Below are 19986 nucleotides of genomic sequence, written 5' to 3'. Positions count from 1 at the left end.
AGGGTCACCTATAGAGCTAACAATCAGCCACCGAGTACCCGTACATGTCGATCTATGAACAAGGGCTAGGCCCTGCGGCTGTCAATCATATTGCCTTGTCTCCGCTCAGCTTCATCGAGCGCACCGCCAGCGTTTACCCCAACTACCCCGCCGTCATCCATGGTTCTATTCGCCGCACCTGGGCGCAGACCTACACCCGCTGCCGCCGCCTGGCTTCGGCGCTGGCCGGTCGCGGCATCGGCAAGAACGACACGGTGGCGGTGATGCTGCCCAACATTCCCGAGATGCTTGAAGTGCATTTCGGCGTGCCAATGATTGGCGCGGTGCTCAACCCGCTCAACGTGCGTCTGGATGCCGAAGCCATCGCCTTCATGCTGCAGCATGGCGAAGCCAAGGTGCTGATTACCGACCGCGAATTCCATGATGTGATTCACGCGGCGATCGGCATGCTCGATCACCCGCCACTGGTGATCGACGTCAATGACCCGGAATACGGCGAAGGTCAGGCGGTCAGCGATCTGGACTATGAAGCGCTGTTGGCCGAAGGCGATCCGGCCTTCGCCTGGCAGTGGCCGGAGAACGAATGGCAAGCCATCTCGCTGAATTACACCTCAGGCACCACCGGCAACCCCAAAGGCGTGGTTTACCACCATCGCGGTGCTTATCTGAACTCGTTGGGCAACCAGATGACCTGGGCCATGGGCAACCATCCGGTGTACCTCTGGACCCTGCCGATGTTCCATTGCAACGGTTGGTGCTACCCGTGGATCATCACCGCCATGGCCGGTGTGCATGTGTTCCTGCGCCGTGTCGATCCACAGAAAATCCTTACGCTGATCCGCGAGCATCAGGTCACCCATCTGTGCGCTGCGCCGATCGTGCTCAATGCCTTGGTCAACATGCCGGCATCGGCGAAAGCGGCGATCGATCACCCGGTCAACGCGATGGTCGCCGGTGCCGCGCCACCGGCCAAAGTAATCGGTGCCGTGGAAGAAATGGGCATCAAGGTCACCCACGTGTATGGCCTGACCGAAACCTATGGCCCGGTGACGCTCTGCGCCTGGCATGCCGAATGGGATGAGTTGCCGCTGGACGAACGGGCGCAAATCAAATCCCGTCAAGGCGTGCGCTACCCGACGCTCGAAGGCGTGATGGTCGGCGACTCGAAGACGCTGGAGCCGACCCCACGAGACGGTCAGACCATCGGTGAGATCTTCATGCGCGGCAACACCGTGATGAAGGGCTACCTGAAGAACCCGACCGCCACGGCCGAAGCGTTCGAAGGCGGCTGGTTCCACACCGGCGACCTGGCGGTGTGTCATCCGAACGGTTACGTCGAGATCAAGGACCGACTCAAGGACATCATCATTTCCGGCGGCGAGAACATTTCCACCATTGAACTGGAAGGTGTGCTCTATCGCCATCCAGCCGTCATGGAAGCGGCCGTCGTCGCCCGTCCCGATGAGAAGTGGGGCGAAACGCCCTGCGCCTTTATCACGTTGAAGGCGGATCACCAGGACGTCCGCGAGGCCGACATCATCAGCTTCTGCCGCGAACACCTGGCCGGATTCAAAGTCCCGCGCACGGTGATTTTCACCCTGCTGCCGAAGACTTCAACCGGCAAGATCCAGAAGTACGTTCTGCGCGACAGGGCCAAAGCGCTCTAACCGAATCGACGTTGTACCCACCAGGCGGCAGGTGTTTTACCTGCCGCTTCGGGCTCGTGCAGGCTGAATTTGGCCCTGCCCTGACCCACACACTGATAACAAAAACAATGTGGAGCCACCCATGATCGACATCCATTCAACCGATACCCAACGCTGTGAACGCATTCGGTCCAACCCGAAATTCCTTCAATTGGTGAGCAGCCGTTCGCGCCTGGCCTGGTCACTCAGCGCTGCGGTGCTGGGTACTTATTATGCGTTCATGCTGGTGGTGGCGTTTGCCCCGCAGTGGCTGCATGCGCCGATCGCCGAGCATCGGATGTTGACCCTGGGCATGCCGGTTGGCGCGGCGATCATCATTTTTTCCTGGCTACTGACCGGTTGGTACGTCTACAGCGCCAACACACGTTTCGATGCACTGGGCGCCGCCATTCTCGAGGAGAGCAAGTGATGACTCTGCTCCGTAAACTGCTCCTCGCCGCTGCCGGGCTATTGCCGGCCTCCGTTGTGCTGGCTGCACCCGCGCTGGGTGTGGTGGAAAAACAACCGCTCAACCTGCATGCGATCGGCATGTTCTTCGTCTTCGTGCTGGGCACGCTGGCCATCACCTGGTGGGCGGCACGGCAAACCAAATCCACGTCTGACTTCTATACCGCGGGCGGTGGCATCACCGGGTTCCAGAACGGCTTGGCGATTGCCGGCGACTACATGTCCGCCGCCACGCTGCTGGGGCTGTCCAGCCTGGTGTTCGCCAAGGGCTACGACGGCTTCATCTATACCATCGGTTTCTTCGTCGGCTGGCCGATCATCACCTTCCTGATGGCCGAGCGGCTGCGAAACCTGGGGCGCTACACTTTTGCCGACATCGTGTCCTATCGACTGGACCAGAACAAAGTGCGGATCTTCGCCGCGTTTGGCTCGTTGACGGTGGTGTGCTGCTACCTGATCGTGCAGATGGTTGGTGCCGGTCAGCTGATCAAGTTGCTGTTCGGCCTCGACTATCCGGTTGCGGTGGTGATCGTCGGCGCGCTGATGCTGGTGTATGTGATTTTTGGCGGCATGATCGCCACCACCTGGGTGCAGATCATCAAGGCTGTGTTGTTGCTTGCCGGCGGCACGACCCTGGCGTTCATGGCCATGTCGCAATTCGGTTTCAGCTACGAAACCCTGGCCACCAAAGCTGTCGAAGCCCACGCCAGCGGCTGGAACATCATGGGCCCCGGCTCAATGCTCGCCGACCCGATCAACACCGCTTCAATGTCGCTGGGCCTGGTGTTCGGGATTGCCGGTCTGCCGCACATTCTGATGCGCTTCTTCACCGTGCCTAACGCCAAGGAAGCGCGCAAGTCGGTGTTCTACGCCACGGGCTTCATCGGTTTCTTCTTCCTTGTTGTCTGCACCCTGGGCTTTGCCGCGATGGTGATCATCGGCACCGACCCGCAGTACTACGTCAATGGTGAAGTCGGCGGCGCCTTGATTGGCGGCGGCAACATGGTCGCCATGCACTTGGCCAAAGCGGTCGGTGGCAACCTGTTCTTCGGTTTCCTCTCGGCCGTGGCCTTCGCGACCATTCTGGCGGTGGTCTCCGGGCTGGCCCTGGCCGGTGCCTCGGCGATATCCCATGACCTCTACGCCACGGTGTTCAAGAAAGGCAAAGCCACCCAGAAACAGGAAATGCGCGTGACCCGCATGGCCACTGTCGGCCTGGGCATCATCGCGATTCTGCTGGGCATTCTGTTCGAGAAGATGAACGTCGCGTTCCTGGTGGGCCTGACCTTCGGCATCGCCGCATCGACCAACTTCCCGGTGCTGATCATGGCCATGTACTGGAAAGGCTTGACCACCAAAGGCGCGATTATCGGTGGTTTCGCCGGCCTGATCTGTGCGCTGGTGCTGGTGATCCTCTCGCCAGCCGTCTGGGTCACCGTGCTCGGCCATGCTCACGCGATCTTCCCGTACGACCACCCGGCGCTGTTCTCCATGCCGCTGGCGTTCTTCGTGATCGTCGTGGTGTCGACACTCGACCGCAGCGTGCGGGCCGACAAGGAGCGTGACGCTTACGCCGACCAGTTCGTTCGCGCCCAGACCGGCCTCGGTGCCGCCAGCGCTTCCAGCCATTGATAGAAAAGGCACGGCCTGCTCAAGCGGCGCCGTGCCCATCGCACAACCTTTTGAGGTTCACGTTATGCCCGAATTCAACGCCCCGCTGCGCGACATGCGCTTTGTCTTGCATGAAGTGTTCGACGCCCCGGCCCTGTGGGCACGCCTGCCGGCCCTGGCCGACAGTGTCGACGCCGCCACCGCTGACGCCATTCTTGAGGAGGCGGCCAAAGTCACCTCGCACCTGATTGCGCCATTGAATCGCAGCGGCGACGAGGAAGGCGCCCAGTGGGTCGATGGCCAGGTCAGCACGCCGATCGGTTTCAAACAGGCTTATGCCACCTACATCGAAGGCGGCTGGGTGGGCCTTTCCGGTAACGCTGATTTCGGCGGCATGGGCATGCCGAAGATGCTCGCCGTGCAGTTCGAAGAAATGCTCTACGGCGCCAATTCCAGCTTCGCCCTGTATTCGGCGTTGAGTTCCGGTGCCTGTCTGGCGCTGGATGCCCACGCCAGCGACACCCTGAAAAACCTCTACCTGCCGCCGATGTACGAAGGCCGCTGGGCCGGTTCCATGTGCCTGACCGAAGCGCACGCCGGCACCGATCTGGGGATTATCCGCACCCGCGCCGAACCTCAGGCCGATGGCAGTTTCAGCATCACCGGCAGCAAGATCTTCATCACCGGGGGCGATCAGGACCTGACCGAAAACATTGTCCATCTGGTGCTGGCCAAACTGCCGGACGCACCGGCGGGACCGAAAGGCATCTCACTGTTCGTAGTGCCCAAAGTACTGGTCAATGCCGACGGCTCCCTCGGCGATGCCAACGCCGTGAGTTGCGGTTCGATCGAACACAAGATGGGCATCAAGGCCTCGGCCACCTGCGTGATGAACTTCGACGGCGCCAGCGGTTGGCTGGTCGGCGAAGCCAACAAAGGTTTGGCGGCAATGTTCACCATGATGAACTACGAACGCCTGTCCATCGGCATTCAGGGCATTGGTTGCGCCGAAGCGTCCTATCAGAGCGCTGTCGCCTATGCACGCGAACGTGTGCAGAGCCGCGCGCCGACCGGTGCCATTGCCCCGGACAAAGTGGCCGACCCGATCATCGTTCACCCTGATGTGCGCCGCATGCTGCTGAGCATGAAAGCCATGACCGAGGGCGGCCGCGCGTTTGCCAGCTATGTCGGGCAGCAACTGGACCTGGCGAAGTTTTCCGATGACGCCAAAGAACGCGACAGCGCGCAAACCCTGGTTGCGCTGCTGACGCCGGTGGCCAAGGCGTTCTTCACCGACACCGGCCTCGAAAGCTGCATCAACGGCCAGCAAGTGTTCGGCGGCCACGGCTACATCCGCGAATGGGGCCAGGAACAATTGGTCCGTGACGTACGCATCGCGCAGATCTACGAAGGCACCAACGGCATTCAGGCCCTGGACCTGCTCGGGCGCAAAGTGCTCGCCGATAAGGGCTTCGCGCTGCGCCAGTTCACCGGCGAGATCCGTCATTTCGCCCATCAGCCTGACGCGCCCTACTCCGCTCATCTGTTCGATGCCGTGCAGCGTCTGGAAGACCTGAGCGACTGGCTGCAGGATCAGGCCGCGACCAACCGCAACGAAGTCGGTGCCGCGTCGGTGGAGTATTTGCACCTGTTCGGTTACGTCGCCTACGCCTGGCTTTGGGCGCGCATGGCGCAGGTCGCCAAGCAAAAGCTGCACGAAGACCAAGGGTTTTATGGCGCGAAAATCGCCACCGCCGACTTCTATATCCATCGCCTGCTGCCGCGCATTTTGAGTCTGGAGCAATCCATCCGCGCGGGCAGTGCCTCCTTGTTTGGCCTGAGCGCCGAACAGTTCTAACGATTGAACCGCACGCGGCGCCACGCTCCTATCTTTTGGCGTTCGCGTTTTTTTATTGATAAGCCCTCGCCCACCTGGCGAGGGCCGCGGGACCTGTCTTTCCATAATAAAAACAAAGGGGCTTCACCATGGACCGCAACACCCGCAATCTCGCTACCCGACTGTTGCTGGCCGGCGGCGTCATCAGCCTCTCGGCCCCCGCCGCCGCTGACTTTGTCAAAGACAGCAAGGCCAGCCTTGAGCTGCGCAACTTCTATTTCAACCGTGACTATCGCCAGGACAATGCCGCCCAATCCAAACAAGAGGAATGGGCGCAGGGTTTCCTGCTGCGCTATGAATCGGGATTCACCGACGGTTTGATCGGTGTCGGCTTCGATGCCATTGGCCTGGTCGGCGTCAAGCTCGATTCCAGCCCTGATCGCGCAGGCTCCGGCCTGCTAAAACGTCACCGCGACACGAGCAAAGGTGCTCAGGACGAGTACGGCGAACTGGGACTGACGGCCAAAGTGCGTGCCTCAAAAAGTACGCTGAAACTCGGCACGCTGCTGCCGAAACTGCCGACGGTTTTGGCCAACGATTCACGGCTGTTGCCACAAACCTTCAAGGGCGGTCAGTTGACCTCGCTGGAAATCGAAGGCCTGACCGTGGATGCCGGGCGACTGACGCAGGTCAATCAGCGCGATTCCTCGGACTACGAGGACATGGGCATCACCCGAACCGGCGCCAAGGGCATCACCACACGTCATCTCGACAGCGACAGCTTCGATTTCGCCAGCCTGAACTACAAATGGACCAGCAACCTCGCCACCGGCTACAGCTATGGTCACCTCGACAACTTCTACAGCCAGCACCTGGTCAACCTGACTTACGTGTTGCCGGTGACGACGGGCCAGTCGCTGAAGACGGATCTGCGCTTCGCCCGTTCCACGGATGATGGCGGCAGTAATGTCGATAACAATGCGATTGGCGCGATGTTCACCTACAACCTCGGCGGGCATGCGTTGGGCCTGGGTTATCAAGGCATGAGCGGCGACACTGGCTACGCCTACGTCAACGGCACCGATGCGTTCCTGGTGAACTTCGTGCAGATCGGCGACTTCGCCAGCAAGGACGAAAAGTCCTGGCAGGCGCGTTACGACTACAACTTTGCAGCCATTGGCGTTCCCGGGCTGACCTTCATGACCCGCTACCTCACCGGCGACAATATCGATCTGGGCGGCAATCGTCCTGAAGGCAAGGAATGGGAACGTGATACCGACATCGGCTATGTCGTGCAGAGCGGGCCGTTGAAGAATGTCGGGGTGAAATGGCGTAACGCGACGGTTCGCTCGACCAACTTCGGCAGCGACCTGGATGAAAACCGCCTGATCGTCAGCTACACCCTGCCGATCTGGTAAGTCAGTTCTGGCAACACAAGGGGGACTCGCTTGACGGCGCAGTCTCCTTTTTGCTGCTGGATTTGTGTGGTGATGGCGGGCCTCTTCGCGAGCAAGCCCGCTCCCACACTTGACCGAGTCTCCCATGAGAATGCGGTTAAATGTGGGAGCGGGCTTGCTCGCGAAGGCGGCCTCAAAAACACCAATGGTGATTGTAGGTTAAGATGCCTGCAAACCAGGCCCGCCGCGAGACGCCCCGCATGACTGATACCACCCCCCGCCTGATCAAGAAGTACCCCAATCGCCGACTGTATGACACCCACACCAGCAGTCATTTGACGCTGGCGGACATACGCCAGTTGGTGGTCGACAAAGTTGCCTTTCAGGTGGTCGATGCCAAGAGCGGCGAGGATCTGACCCGCAGCATCCTGCTGCAAGTGATTCTGGAAGCTGAAAGCGGCGGTGAGCCCATCTTCACTACCGAAATGCTGATGGGGATTATCCAGTTCTACGGCCCTTATCAGGGCGTACTCGGTAGCTATCTGGACAAGAGCATTCAGACCGTGATCGACATCCAGTCCCAGACCGGCGCCCAGTCGTCCGAGGCCTGGAGCGACTTCATGCATCAACAAGCCCCGGTGATGCAGGACCTGATGCGCCAGTATGTCGACCAGTCGAAGGCGCTGTACCTGAACACCCAGAATCTGTTTGGCATGTTCGGCGGCAAACCAAACGCTGATGGTGGAAAGAAAAAAGACGGTGAATGAAGTACACCCGAGTCATTGACAGTCGCGCGACGTCTACTAGGCTCACAGTCATCCTGCCTCCCCCACTGAACCACGGCACTTGAACCCAAGGCTTGGTGAAGTCGTCAATCTTTAGCGCCTGTTCGCAGTTGTTCGAATGCAGACTTCAAGCAATCGTCAGCGCAACGGGCTAACGCTCTTTCGTGTGCAACATTACTTAATGTGCAACGCGAATAACCAGGCACTTTCCACCCGCACTTTCATGTAGGGAGGCAGTCGTGCACAACGTCTTGAAGCTCGTCAGCTATGCAGTGCTCGTGCTGATGGCCAGCGCGGTCGTCTATGCCGGAGTGATCGGCATCACCTATTGGACCGGTATCGGCGTATAGGGAGTTCGCAATGAACAAACGCCAGACACGCTCATTCGCGCTGATATCGACGGCTATTGCCACTGTGGTGTTTCTGGGCATGACGGTTGATAGTCACCGGCAGTTCCCCACACTGACCAATGCCCAGCAAATCACGCCGCAGGTGACTCGCGGCAAGGATGTCTGGCATCAATACAATTGCATCAATTGCCACACCTTGTTCGGCGAGGGGGCTTATTACGCCCCGGACCTGACGAAAATCACCCAGCAGCGTGGCGCCCCTTATCTCACTGCGTTCCTCAAAGACCCCTCAAAGTTCTATGACGAGAAACGCCATCGTCGTCTGATGCCGAACCTGAAACTCGGCGACGAGGAAATCGCCGATTTGATCACCTTCCTCGACTGGGTGAGCAAGGTCGACAATCAAGGCTGGCCACCGCGCCCGATTCTGGTGACCGGTGCATCGATCCCTGGCATGGACCTCACCGTGGCACAGCAGAATGCCACCGGCGGCGACCAACCACCGCCCGCCGCCCGCCCGGTGTCCGGCAAGGAAGACCCGATCGCCCTGGGCGAGGCGCTGTTTCGAACAACCGCCAGCCCGGTGTGCAGCGCTTGCCACTCGATTGCGCCGGGCGTCAACCTCGCCGGACCATCACTGGCCGGGTTGGCCAACCGCGCCAAGCAGGTCATCGCCTCGCCAGACTACAAAGGCAAGGCCAAGGACGCCGAAAGTTTCATCCGCGAATCCATCGTCACGCCGAGTGCCTACCTGCATCCGGGCGAGATGTTTTCCGCCAACGGCATGTCCTTCATGCCGGACACCTTCGCAAAATCGCTGACGCCCGAACAGATCGATCAACTGGTCGCCTATCTGGCGTCGTTCCAGTAACCGAAGGGGATGACCATGCGCTACAGATCTCAATCCGTCGCCTACTGGTATTTCGCCGTTGCCATGGTGCTGTTCGGCCTGCAACTGGTCTTCGGCCTGCTCTCGGCGGCCAAATACCTCGGGCCGGATCCGCTGCTGAACCTCTTGCCATTCGATGTCACCAAGTCCATTCACACCAACCTGTTGATCGTCTGGGTGCTCACCGGGTTCATGGGCGCGACCTACTGGATGGTGCCGGACGAATCCCGTGGCGAGTTGCACAGCACCAAACTGGCCTACATCCAGCTCGGGTTGTGGACGGCCATGGGTGTCACCGCTGTTCTTGGCTACCTGTTCGGTTATGGCACCGGGAACAAGCTGCTCGAACAGCCGCTGCCCCACAAGATCGTGATCGTGATTTGCATGCTGATGTTCCTCTACAACATCGGCATGACGATCAAAAAGGCCGGGCGTTTCACCGCCACCGAGGGCGTCCTGCTACTGGGCCTGGCCAGCGCCGCCGTGCTCTTTCTGCCAGCGTTGCTGCACTATGAAAATTACGTGGTGTCGATCTATTACCGCTGGTGGACCATCCACCTGTGGGTCGAAGGTGTTTGGGAGATGATCCAGGGTGGCTTCCTTGCCTATCTGCTGATCCGGCTGTCCGGCGCTGACCGCGAGGTGATGGAGAAGTGGCTGTACGTGATCGTCGGCCTGGTGTTCATTGCCGGCATTCTGGGCACCGCTCATCATTATTACTGGATCGGCGTTCCCCATTACTGGCTGCCACTGGGCGGTTTTTTCAGTGCGCTTGAGCCGATGGCGCTGATCGGCATGGCGATCTATGCCTACAACGCGATGCGCCGCTCCGGTCTGTCTCACCCCAACAAACTGGCCTTGCACTGGACCTTGGGCAGCGCGGTGTTCACCATGTTCGGCGCCGGTCTGCTGGGGTTGGCTCACACCTTCCCCGACGTCAACAAGTGGACCCACGGCACCCTGATTACCGCCATGCATGGCCACGCGGCCTTCTATGGCGCCTACGCCATGATTGTCCTGGCGATGATCACCTATGCGCTGCCCGGCATGACCCGTCGTCCGGTGGAGGAAAGCAGTATCGGTTACTGGGCGTTCTGGCTGCAGTTGGGGGGAATGTTCGGCATGACCCTGTCATTCGCCACCGCGGGCATTGGTCAGGTGTACCTGGAGCGCATTCTCGGCCTGGGCTACCTGGACGTGCAGCTGAAGATTCAGGTGCACTTCCTGATGCTGGTGGCGACGGCGTCGATGTTTAGCCTGGGTGCGGGGCTATTCATCTTCGAATTTTTCCGCCATGCACCGGACTTCAATGTCGATGAAGCCGATCCGGTCCTGGCCACACCTCGAGCCTCAGGCGCGGCGTTGTGATGGAACGTTCGCTGATGCACGCCGAACCCGCAGCGCTGCAAGCTGAACCCTATTACCAGCCCAGCGGCGACGAGGTGGCGATTTTCGAGCAATGCCATGCGCAGCAACTGGCCGTGATGCTCAAAGGACCCACCGGTTGTGGCAAGACCCGTTTTGTCGAACACATGGCGTGGCGACTCAAACGCCCGTTGATCACCATTTCCTGCCATGACGACCTCAGTGCCAGCGACCTGGTCGGACGTTTCCTGATCGGACATCAGGGCACCCATTGGACGGAAGGCCCGCTGACCCGAGCCGTGCGCGAAGGCGCTATCTGTTACCTGGACGAGGTGGTCGAAGCGCGGCAAGACACGATTGTCGTCCTGCACCCGCTGACCGACCACCGACGCATCCTGCCGCTGGACAAAATCGGCGAGACCCTCGAAGCCTCGCCCCACTTTCAACTGGTGGTCTCCTACAACCCCGGCTACCAACGAATACTCAAGGATTTGAAACCGAGTACCCGACAGCGCTTTGTGGCGCTGGATTTTGACTTCCCGCCGGCCGAGCGCGAAATCGCCATCGTCATCCATGAGGGTGGAACCGACTACGCCACCGCGCACTCCCTGGTCACTCTCGCCCAGCGGCTACGCGCCTTGCAGGATCGGGGCCTGGCTGAAGTCCCCAGCACCCGTCTGCTGATTGCCACGGCACGGCTGATCACCCACGGCATTGCTGCGCCCGTCGCGTGCCGGGTCGCGTTGATCTCGCCGCTGTCCGATGACGCGGTGCTGGTCGCGGCCATGCGCGACCTCGTCGACCTGACATTTATCTAAATGGCCGAAGCCGAGGATCTCATCACCGACGTCGCACGCCACGCTACGGTGTATGCGCAGGCGTTATGGCGTCGTCACCGGGCACCCTCGGACACTGCAAAAATCATCACCCTCGGGGATGTCGCACAACACCTCGATTTACTGATCAAGGCGGTGTTCAACACCCACTATTCGCTGCGCGTCGCGCAACCACCCTCGCCCCCCACGTTCCTGAAAAAGCTATTGCTGCGTCATGAAAAGCCGTGTCGGCAAAGCGCCGTCCCGGCGACCGATGGCGTGACGATATGGCTGCCGGAAGACTTGGGCAGCCACGAGGGTCCGCTCACGCTGCAACGCTATAAAACCCTGGCCTTGCAACAGGCGATGCGTGCCCGACGAGGCAGTGCCTGCGCCCTGTCAGCCCTCGACAACCCGATGCAGCGCAGCGTCTATCTACTTCTGGAAGCCTGGGCCGCCGATACGGATTTAGTGCGACTGTTGCCGGGGTTGGCGCCATCGATCCATGGCTTGCGCCAACATGCCCTGGCGACTCGCCCGCCGATTCACGCCTTTCCCAATCCGCGACAACCCCTGGAAAATTTTCTTCGTTTACTGCTGCTTAGCGAATGCGGCAAGCCTCTTGAGGGGCTGGAGATACCCGTAAAAACGGCCGACTCGGTACAACAGTCAGAAACCCTTGCGCAACGTTTCCTGTCCATCGACGAACCGCACAGACTGGGCGCTCATCTGTTGCTGCTCGATGCCTGGACCGGCGACCTACGCGAGCCGTCGGCGGGTCAGAAGGTGTCGCCCCTGCCCGGCGAAATCGACACAACCGACACCCTGCCCCGCAGCGCCCGCCTCGCACGTCAGCCCACTGTGCGCGAAGCCTGTGCCGACGAGGACGACGATCAGGAACAAGGCTTGTGGATGGTGCAGCCCGCTGAACCGCTGGAAAAAGCCGAAGACCCCATGGGAATGCAGCGCCCTGCCGACCGGGATACCGACACCCCGGCGGCTGATTTCGCCGAGTCATTGTCCGAACTCAACGAAGCCCGACTGGTGATCGCGGCAGGTCGCCCGAAAGAAGTGCTGCTGTCCGACGACCCACCACAGACCCGCGCTCAGCGCGGTGCACAGGATCTCGCCAACAACGCAATCAGCTACCCCGAGTGGGATTACCGCCGCCAGGTCTACCGTGATCCGGGGGCGACCCTGCAACTGTGTCCAGCCTTGGAAGGCCCGCAGCAGTGGGTCGAGCGAACCCTCGACACTCACCGTCCGGTGCTCGATGCCATCCGCCGGCAATTCGAAAGTCTGCGAGCCCAACGCGTCAGGCTGCGCAAACAATGGGAGGGCGACGATATCGATCTGGAGGCGTATATCGACGGTTGCGCCGAGGCCCGCGCTGGCCTGAGCATGCCGCAGGCGCTGTATCAGACCCAGCGCCGTGGCCGGCGCGACATGGCGATCATGTTGCTGATCGACGTCAGCGGCTCCACCGACAGTTGGCTGTCCAGCCATCGCCGGGTCATTGATGTCGAACGCGAGGCGTTGCTGCTGGTCTGTCTAGCGCTGGAGAGCCTGGGCGAGCCTTATGGCGTGCTGGCGTTTTCCGGCGAAGGGCCGCAGCGGGTCACGATCCGCACCCTGAAAGGATTCGATGAGCGCTACAGCGATGAAGTCGGTCGGCGCATTGCCGCCCTCGAACCGGAACGCTATACCCGGGCCGGCGCCGCCCTGCGCCACGCCAGCACATTGCTGATGCGCGAAGCCGCCACGCACCGTCTCTTGTTACTGCTCTCCGACGGTAAGCCGAACGATGTTGATCAGTACGAAGGCCGCTATGGTGTGGAAGACACGCGTCAGGCGGTGATCGAAGCCAAACTCCAAGGCATCTATCCCTTCTGTTTGACCATCGACCGCCAGGCGGCGAATTACTTGCCAGCGGTATTCGGTTCGCGGCAATACGCCTTGTTGCACAGACCCGAACTGTTGCCCAGTGTGCTGCTGGACTGGATCAGACGACTGGTATCAGCGTGAGCCAGAGCCCGCCCCGCCACGGTTTTTCGCGGCACAAAAAAAATGGCGATAGGGAATAAACCCATCGCCATTGGTGCCGCTTGCTTGACGTGACTTACTTGTTACCGCTGGTAGCCTTGGCGCTTGCTTCTGGAGCCGCTTTGGTGGCCGCGGCAGTCGCTGCGTCAAAACTGCTCTGAGCCACATCGGCAGCCTGTTTTACGGCTTTCTGTGCGCTTTCGAACACTGTACCGGCATTCGCCAGGCTCGACTTGAACGCAGCCACAACAGGCTCGGAGCCGGCCGGTGCATTTTTGCTGATGGCTTCAACGAACTCTTGCACCTGTTGGGTGCCCGCTTCGACCTGACCCGAGGTCAATTTGGCGATGTCCGACTGAGTACCCACGATCAGTGCTTGAACTTGACGATTGAACTCGGCCAGACGTTCGGTCTGCGCGCTCGGCTGGGTGAAAGAAGCCTGCAGCTCGGCGAAACCTTGTGGATCACGGACGGCCAGCAGCTTGCGAACGCCTTCGAAGTGCTCTTCGGTGGAGTCGCGCAGTGCCTTGAACTGCAACTGGCTGAGCTGTTCAACGCTGGCGAAGACTTTGCCGCTGATTTGCTGCAAAAGATCGAGGTTGGCTTTCTGAGCGGTTTGCAGTTTTTCCGAATTGAAAAAAGACATGCTTGAATCTCCTGGTACTGGAAGGCCCTGATGGGCCTGAGGACGCGATAGCGATCCGGCCAGTCATCGCGTTAGCCTTGATATTGCAGTGCACAAAATCATTTGGCAACGTCTAATTTTGTGCGGTGCAAAATAACCTTTGCTAAAGCCCTCCTTATTCGCTGTAAACTCCTGCTCATCGAACGGCCAGGCTCGCCCTCTTTAACTAAAGGGTTCTGATGGGCCGGTTCCCATGCACAGCGTCAGGAGATCACGATGGGTCAGGAATCAAATATTGCGCTGCAAGATGAAGAGTTTTCCGAACCCGCTGGCTTGTTCGAACACCTGAATCATCTGCAACGCCTCAATACCCGTAACGTCCTCGACGCCGTGCAGAAGCGCCAGGCAAAAACCTTCGCGCCTTTAAGCCTTGGGCAACTCCGGCAGCCAACGCCTGCTGACTGGCAGGACTACTTCACCGACCTCGGCCAACGCAGCGTGTTGTTCTGGGACACCTTGCGTCAGCGCGGCGACAACACCCTGGCCCACGAACGCGCCGGGTATCCGCTACTGCTCAAGTTCAATCATGAAACGCTGGTCGCCGGTGAAGACCTGCCCCGCCCGGTCAATTACTCGCTGTTGCAAATCCTTGGCGGTCCCGGACAACAGATCGACAGCAAAAAACAGCCGGTGATCATCATTGATCCCCGCGGCGGTCACGGCTCGGGCATCGGCGGTTTCAAACAGGATTCGGTCATAGGCGAAAGCTTGAGAGCCGGCCACCCCACCTATTTCGTCTCCTTCAGTCACTCGCCCCGCCCTGGGCAAACCCTTGCCGATATCACAGAAGCCCAAGCGAAGTTCATCGAAGTCGTCAGCGCCCGACACCCCGACAGCACCAAACCCGTGGTGATCGGCAACTGCCAGGCGGGCTGGGCATTAATGGGCCTCGCGGCCACCCGGCCGGAGCTGCCGGGGCTGATCATCGTCAATGGTGCACCGCTGTCGTACTGGGCCGGCGTCAATGGCCGCAATCCGATGCGCTATTCCGGCGGCTTGCTGGGTGGTGGCTGGATGGCGCGCCTGGGGAGCGACCTCGGTAATGACCGTTTCGACGGCACCTGGCTGGTCAGCAATTTCGAAAACCTTGACCCGGCTAACACCTTTTGGGGCAAGTATTACCACCTGTTCAGCGAAGTCGACAGCGAGGCCGCACGCTTTCTGGATTTCGAACGCTGGTGGGGCAGCCCGACCCTGCTCAATGGCGAAGAGATCGAGATGATTGTCGACGACCTGTTCATCGGCAATCGGCTGTCTGGTGGCTTGGGGCGCAAGAGCAGCGGGCTTGACCTCAAGCTGATCGAAGTGCCGGTGGTGGTGTTCTGCTCGTATGGCGACAACATCACCCCCCCGCAGCAGGCACTGGACTGGATCTCCGACGTTTATCCCAGCGATCTCGCGTTGCAAAATACCGGACGCACCATCGTTTACCTGCGACACGCGAGCATCGGTCACCTGGGCATCTTCGTCTCCGGTGAAGTGGCGCGGCGTGAACACCGTGAGTTGCTCGGTGCGGTCGAAGCGATCAATGCGCTGTCGGCCGGGCTGTATGAAATGCTCATCGAAGACCTGCCGGAGAATTCAGCGACGCCGTATGCCGTGCGTTTCGAACGCCGGCGTATCGCCGACATCCATGGTCAGGTGCAACCGCCCCGTGATGACGATCGCGAATTTGCGCTGGTCCAGCGCGCGTCCGCCATCAACAACAGTGTGTACGACGAATTCATACGCCCGTGGTTGCGCCAGCTGATCAACGAACCGAGCGCCGAACTGCTGCGCCGGGCGCACCCTTTCCATCAGCAGCAAGTGGCCTGGAGCAGTTTGAACCCGGCGCTGTGGTGGCTGGCAGGCAGTGCCGCTCAAGTGAGCAAGGATCGTCACCCCGCCAACCAGAACAACCCGTTGCTGGACTGGCAGGAACTGTTTTCCAACCAGGTGCAGGACGCCTTGAACGGCTATCGGGATCTGCGCGATGCGGCTCAGGAAATGTGTTTCTACGGTGTGTATGGCGTACTCAACAGCCTCGCCGGCAATGCACCCGGGCGAAATCTGCAAGCGCATGCCGAGCAGCACGACAAGGTCCTGATCGAGCGCCTGCAGGATGCCCTGCCCCTTGGCGGCCTGATGGAAGCCTTGATACGGATCCTGTTCCTGCTGGGCCGCGACAGCGACGAGCCGGGCAAGGAAAGCGTCGAAAAATTGATCCTGCAATTGCAGGTGCTGCTTCAGGACTACAGTGCCGAGCCGCTTGATCTGCGCGAAACCCTACGCCTGCAAAAACTGCTGGTCGCCACCCACCCGCAAGAAAGCCTGCACAGCCTGCCCTTGATGCTTGTCGAGGTCGAAGAACGCCAGCAAGTGTTGGCGGCCGTCGCCAATTTGCTGCCGGAACTGCTGACCAGCGGTGCAGACAACCCCTTCTGGCGTGAGCTGCACACGCTGCTCGACGTGCCGCTGCCAGGTTTCAGCCTGACTCAACCACCCGGCGAAGCCGATGCCATCGAAGAGAAAGTCCCGGTGGTCATCCCTGAGCCAATCAAGCAGAAAGCCCCGGTGGTAACCCCGGAGCCAATCAAGCAGAAAATAACCGCAGTTACCCCAGACCCCATCGCCAAGGTTGCGAGTCCGGTGCGCAAACCTGCCAAGGGCAAGAAAGGCGTGAAAAAACCTCCGGTGAAATAACGTTGAATGCTGACGAGGACCGCGTCAGACCGGCGCGGCCTCCTCGACTTCAAAAGATTCATCGGCACGATACTGACCGGGCGTCATGCCAAACCAGCGGCTACAGGCTTTGTTGAAACTGCTGTGATCATGAAAACCAAGGAGATACGCGACATGCTTCATGTTGAAGTGAGAATGGCGCAGGTAGAAGTCGGCCAGTTGCCGGCGCACCGCGTTCTGCACGTCCTTGAATTGTGTACCTTCCTTTTCCAGCGCGCGTTGCAGCGTCCGCTTGCTGATGTTCAATGCCGCCGCAATCGACTCCATGTCGCACTGTCCATGGTCCTGACTCAAACGCTCGGTAATCAACGCGCGAATCCTGCCGACGATGCAAAAACCAAACAGCAGATCCAGTTGAGCCTCGGCAAAACTGTCATGCAGCACCGCCAACGCTTCATTGGCCATGCTCAACGGACGCAACAGCTCCTGTCCGTCAAACAAAATGCTGTCGTACGCCGCATCGAAACGCAGGTCGCAGCCAAACAGCCGTCGATGCTCGGAGGTGTCTTCTGGTTCGGGATAGGTGAATTCCACGCACAAGGGTTGCGGTGCGTTGCCGCCCGCCAGCTTACGGCAGAAACCCAGCAATGAAGCCAGCGCTGCATCGGTGTATTGGCGCGGTTTGACCGAGCCTTTTTGTTGATGATCAAGGCCGGAAAGTCGGTAATTCTGCTGTTCCGATGTAAAGAAAAGGCTGAATCCGGTGCCGATCAACGGACTGAAACGGACCAGTCGTTCAAGGGCTTTTTTCAGATTCAGGCTGGACATCATGGTGTAGCCGACGATTTGAAAACTGCCGGGGTGGAAACTTCCATAGGCTTTCAAGCCGATGTCTGGATCACCCGAGGCCTGAGCGGCCAGATCCCATAGTCGATAGATAGCCTTTCGCTCGCAAAACGCTCCAGGTTTGTCCGCGAGCCTCATGTCTAGTTCAGCCTCCTGACACAGACTGGCAACATCCAGTCCTTGAGCCAAGAGCGTATTTACCAGCACGCTGGCATAGCCTGAACTCATTCTATACATGGCGTCCTCAATGACCTGTGGAACCGAACATCCTGTCCGGAGCCATGACTGATCTGCGATGAATCAAATACTAACGGGTGGTTCAGTTGCCAATATTGATCCCAGTATAGGTACTCCTCATATTTAGCCAGCCGGGCATTACAAAGGCATGGCACCGTTGGACACCAGACCGTCACCTCTCAACACTTCCGCACACCCCGTCAATGCCGAACAATCCCCCATCTTGCAGCGCAAAATACAAAAAGGAAGAGAGCATATGAAGTCGCTTGGTCGTATTGCGTTGGTAACGGGTGGTATGGGTGGGATTGGCACTGCGATAAGCCAACGCCTGTACACGGAAGGATTCAAGGTGATCGTGGGCTGCAGCTCAGATTCCGCCCGCAAGAAAGAATGGATGGCGAGCCAACTGGAGGCGGGTTATCAATTCGAATGCATCTATGGCGACATCACCGATTGGGAATCAACGCGCAAAGCGTTCGAGATGGCACGAGAGCAATTCGGCCCGATCGATGTCTTGGTCAACAACGCCGGGATCACACGTGATGCGTCCTTTCGCAAACTGACGCCCGAAGACTGGAACGCGGTCATCGGCACCAACCTGAGCGGCCTGTTCAACACCACCAAGCAGGTGATTGAAGGGATGTTGGCCAAGGGTTGGGGACGGGTCATCAACATCTCCTCGATCAACGGTCAGCGCGGCCAGTTCGGCCAGACCAACTACAGCGCGGCCAAGGCCGGCATCCATGGCTTCACCATGGCCCTGGCCCGGGAAGTGTCCGGCAAGGGCGTGACCGTCAACACCGTTTCCCCAGGGTACATCCAGACCAGCATGACCGCGGCCATCCGCCCGGACATTCTCGACACCATGATCGCGGCCACACCGGTCGGGCGTCTCGGCCAACCTGCAGAAATCGCTTCCATCGTGGCCTGGCTGGCTTCCGATGAATCGGCCTATAGCACCGGGGCCGACTTCTCGGTCAACGGCGGCATGAACATGCAGTAGACCTGTCAGGGCATGGATGCCCTGCTTTTGCTCGACAAAATCTTAATGAGGTCACGCATGAACGAAGTCGTAATCGTTGCCGCTACTCGTACCGCCATTGGCAGTTTTCAAGGTGCCTTGTCCGCGATTCCAGCCACCGAGCTGGGCGCGGCGGTCATTCGCCGTTTGCTGGAAGAGACCGGTCTGGACGGCTCGCAGATCGATGAAGTGATCCTCGGCCAGGTACTCACCGCAGGCTCGGGGCAAAACCCGGCGCGCCAGACGGCAATCAAGGCCGGCCTCCCCCATACCACCCCTGCCCTGACCCTGAACAAGGTCTGCGGCTCGGGTCTCAAGGCTGTCCAGCTGGCGGTCCAGGCCATCCGTTGTGGCGACGCCGAACTCATCATTGCCGGCGGTCAGGAAAACATGAGCCTGGCGCCGTATGTGCTGCCCAAGGCCCGCACCGGTTTGCGTCTGGGCCATGCGCAACTGCAAGACAGCGTGATTCAGGACGGTTTGTGGGACGCCTTCAACGACTACCACATGGGCATTACCGCCGAGAACCTGGCAGAGAAGTACGAGCTCAGTCGCGAAGACCAGGACGCTTTCGCCGCGGCCTCGCAACAGAAAGCCGCTGCTGCCATCGAAGCGGGCTACTTCAAGCGTGAAATCACCCCGATCCTGATCCCTCAGCGCAAGGGTGAGCCGCTGGTCTTCGACACCGATGAACAGCCGCGTCCGGGCACACTGCAGGCGCTGGGCAACCTCAAACCCGCGTTCAAGAAAGACGGCAGCGTGACTGCCGGTAATTCGTCGACCCTCAACGACGGCGCCGCCGTGCTGTTGCTGGCCAGCGCCGCCAAAGCCCTGGCCCTCGGCTTGCCGGTTCTGGCACGCATCAAGGCTTACGCCAGCGCTGGCGTCGACCCGTCGATCATGGGCATCGGCCCGGTACCGGCCACCCGCTTGGCATTGACCAAAGCCGGCTGGAGCCTGGACGACCTCGACCTGATCGAAGCCAATGAAGCGTTCGCCGCGCAATCACTGGCAGTCGGCAAGGAACTGGGTTGGGACACCAGCAAAGTCAACGTCAACGGTGGCGCGATTGCCCTGGGTCATCCGATCGGTGCATCGGGCGCGCGGATTCTGGTGTCGCTGTTACACGAGCTGATTCGTCGCGACGGCAAAAAAGGCCTGGCCACGTTGTGCATCGGTGGCGGCCAAGGCGTCAGCCTGGTCATCGAGCGCTAGAAACACAGGAGTGTTTGCTTAAGTTGCTGACGCGGCGCCGAAGTCCGGCGCCGCGGTTTTTTTCGGCCCGGTTTAC

General features: G+C 59.9%; 15 protein-coding genes. 13 read left to right on the top strand and 2 right to left on the bottom strand.

Going from position 1 to position 19986, the window contains the following annotated elements:
* Positions 1-44 precede the first annotated feature (44 nt).
* The 10 genes from ASC74_RS15720 (at position 45) to ASC74_RS15675 (ending at position 13227) form a co-directional block, all read left to right on the top strand.
* Positions 45-1667, top strand: a complete 1623-nt coding sequence (locus tag ASC74_RS15720; RefSeq protein ID WP_056742267.1) for an acyl-CoA synthetase — start codon at positions 45-47, stop codon at positions 1665-1667.
* A 121-nt stretch (positions 1668-1788) separates the two neighbouring features.
* Entirely contained in the window at positions 1789-2115 is a 327-nt protein-coding gene (locus ASC74_RS15715) for a DUF485 domain-containing protein (protein ID WP_048393398.1), read from the top strand.
* Entirely contained in the window at positions 2115-3785 is a 1671-nt protein-coding gene (locus ASC74_RS15710) for a cation acetate symporter (RefSeq protein ID WP_056742265.1), read from the top strand. The genes ASC74_RS15715 and ASC74_RS15710 overlap by 1 nt, the downstream gene beginning before the upstream one ends.
* Positions 3786-3849: 64 nt before the next feature.
* Positions 3850-5622, top strand: coding sequence for an acyl-CoA dehydrogenase C-terminal domain-containing protein (locus tag ASC74_RS15705; RefSeq protein ID WP_056742263.1), 1773 nt, complete (start codon positions 3850-3852; stop codon positions 5620-5622).
* A gap of 128 nt (positions 5623-5750) precedes the next feature.
* Positions 5751-7019: an OprD family porin gene (locus ASC74_RS15700; protein WP_056742261.1), complete on the top strand. Its 1269-nt coding sequence runs from the start codon at positions 5751-5753 to the stop codon at positions 7017-7019.
* A gap of 203 nt (positions 7020-7222) precedes the next feature.
* Positions 7223-7765: a polyhydroxyalkanoate synthesis repressor PhaR gene (gene phaR, locus ASC74_RS15695; protein ID WP_156400827.1), complete on the top strand. Its 543-nt coding sequence runs from the start codon at positions 7223-7225 to the stop codon at positions 7763-7765.
* 378 nt (positions 7766-8143) lie between these two features.
* The gene (locus tag ASC74_RS15690; protein ID WP_056742257.1) at positions 8144-9004 is read left to right on the top strand and encodes a c-type cytochrome; all 861 of its coding nucleotides are present in this window, start codon (positions 8144-8146) and stop codon (positions 9002-9004) included.
* A 15-nt stretch (positions 9005-9019) separates the two neighbouring features.
* Positions 9020-10390 carry a cbb3-type cytochrome c oxidase subunit I gene (locus tag ASC74_RS15685; RefSeq protein ID WP_056742327.1) on the top strand — a complete coding sequence of 457 codons (1371 nt, stop codon included), beginning with the start codon at positions 9020-9022 and terminating at the stop codon, positions 10388-10390.
* Positions 10390-11205, top strand: coding sequence for a CbbQ/NirQ/NorQ/GpvN family protein (locus tag ASC74_RS15680; protein ID WP_082555829.1), 816 nt, complete (start codon positions 10390-10392; stop codon positions 11203-11205). Before ASC74_RS15685 ends, ASC74_RS15680 begins: the two co-directional genes overlap by 1 nt.
* The gene (locus tag ASC74_RS15675) at positions 11206-13227 is read left to right on the top strand and encodes a nitric oxide reductase activation protein NorD (RefSeq protein WP_056742255.1); all 2022 of its coding nucleotides are present in this window, start codon (positions 11206-11208) and stop codon (positions 13225-13227) included.
* A gap of 94 nt (positions 13228-13321) precedes the next feature.
* On the opposite strand, the gene phaP is transcribed toward ASC74_RS15675, so the two are convergent.
* Positions 13322-13891, bottom strand: coding sequence for a TIGR01841 family phasin (gene phaP / locus ASC74_RS15670; RefSeq protein ID WP_056742252.1), 570 nt, complete (start codon positions 13889-13891; stop codon positions 13322-13324).
* A gap of 255 nt (positions 13892-14146) precedes the next feature.
* Between phaP and ASC74_RS15665 the strand changes: the two genes are divergently transcribed.
* A complete protein-coding gene (locus tag ASC74_RS15665; RefSeq protein WP_056742250.1) occupies positions 14147-16612 on the top strand; it encodes a DUF3141 domain-containing protein in 2466 nt (821 codons plus the stop codon).
* Between the two features lie 24 nt (positions 16613-16636).
* Here the strand turns inward: ASC74_RS15665 and ASC74_RS15660 are convergent, their stop codons facing one another.
* Entirely contained in the window at positions 16637-17674 is a 1038-nt protein-coding gene (locus ASC74_RS15660) for an AraC family transcriptional regulator (protein ID WP_056742248.1), read from the bottom strand.
* A gap of 256 nt (positions 17675-17930) precedes the next feature.
* Between ASC74_RS15660 and phbB the strand changes: the two genes are divergently transcribed.
* Positions 17931-18677 (top strand): acetoacetyl-CoA reductase, encoded by a 747-nt coding sequence (gene phbB, locus ASC74_RS15655; protein ID WP_056742246.1) that lies wholly within the window; start codon positions 17931-17933, stop codon positions 18675-18677.
* A 57-nt stretch (positions 18678-18734) separates the two neighbouring features.
* Positions 18735-19910 carry an acetyl-CoA C-acetyltransferase gene (locus ASC74_RS15650; RefSeq protein ID WP_056742244.1) on the top strand — a complete coding sequence of 392 codons (1176 nt, stop codon included), beginning with the start codon at positions 18735-18737 and terminating at the stop codon, positions 19908-19910.
* Positions 19911-19986 lie beyond the last annotated feature (76 nt).

It is taken from the genome of Pseudomonas sp. Root329 (assembly GCF_001424925.1).
Taxonomy (GTDB): Bacteria; Pseudomonadota; Gammaproteobacteria; order Pseudomonadales; family Pseudomonadaceae; genus Aquipseudomonas; species Aquipseudomonas arabinosi.
Note: the sequence above shows the minus strand (reverse complement) of the source record. Positions and strands in the feature narration are given on the sequence as shown.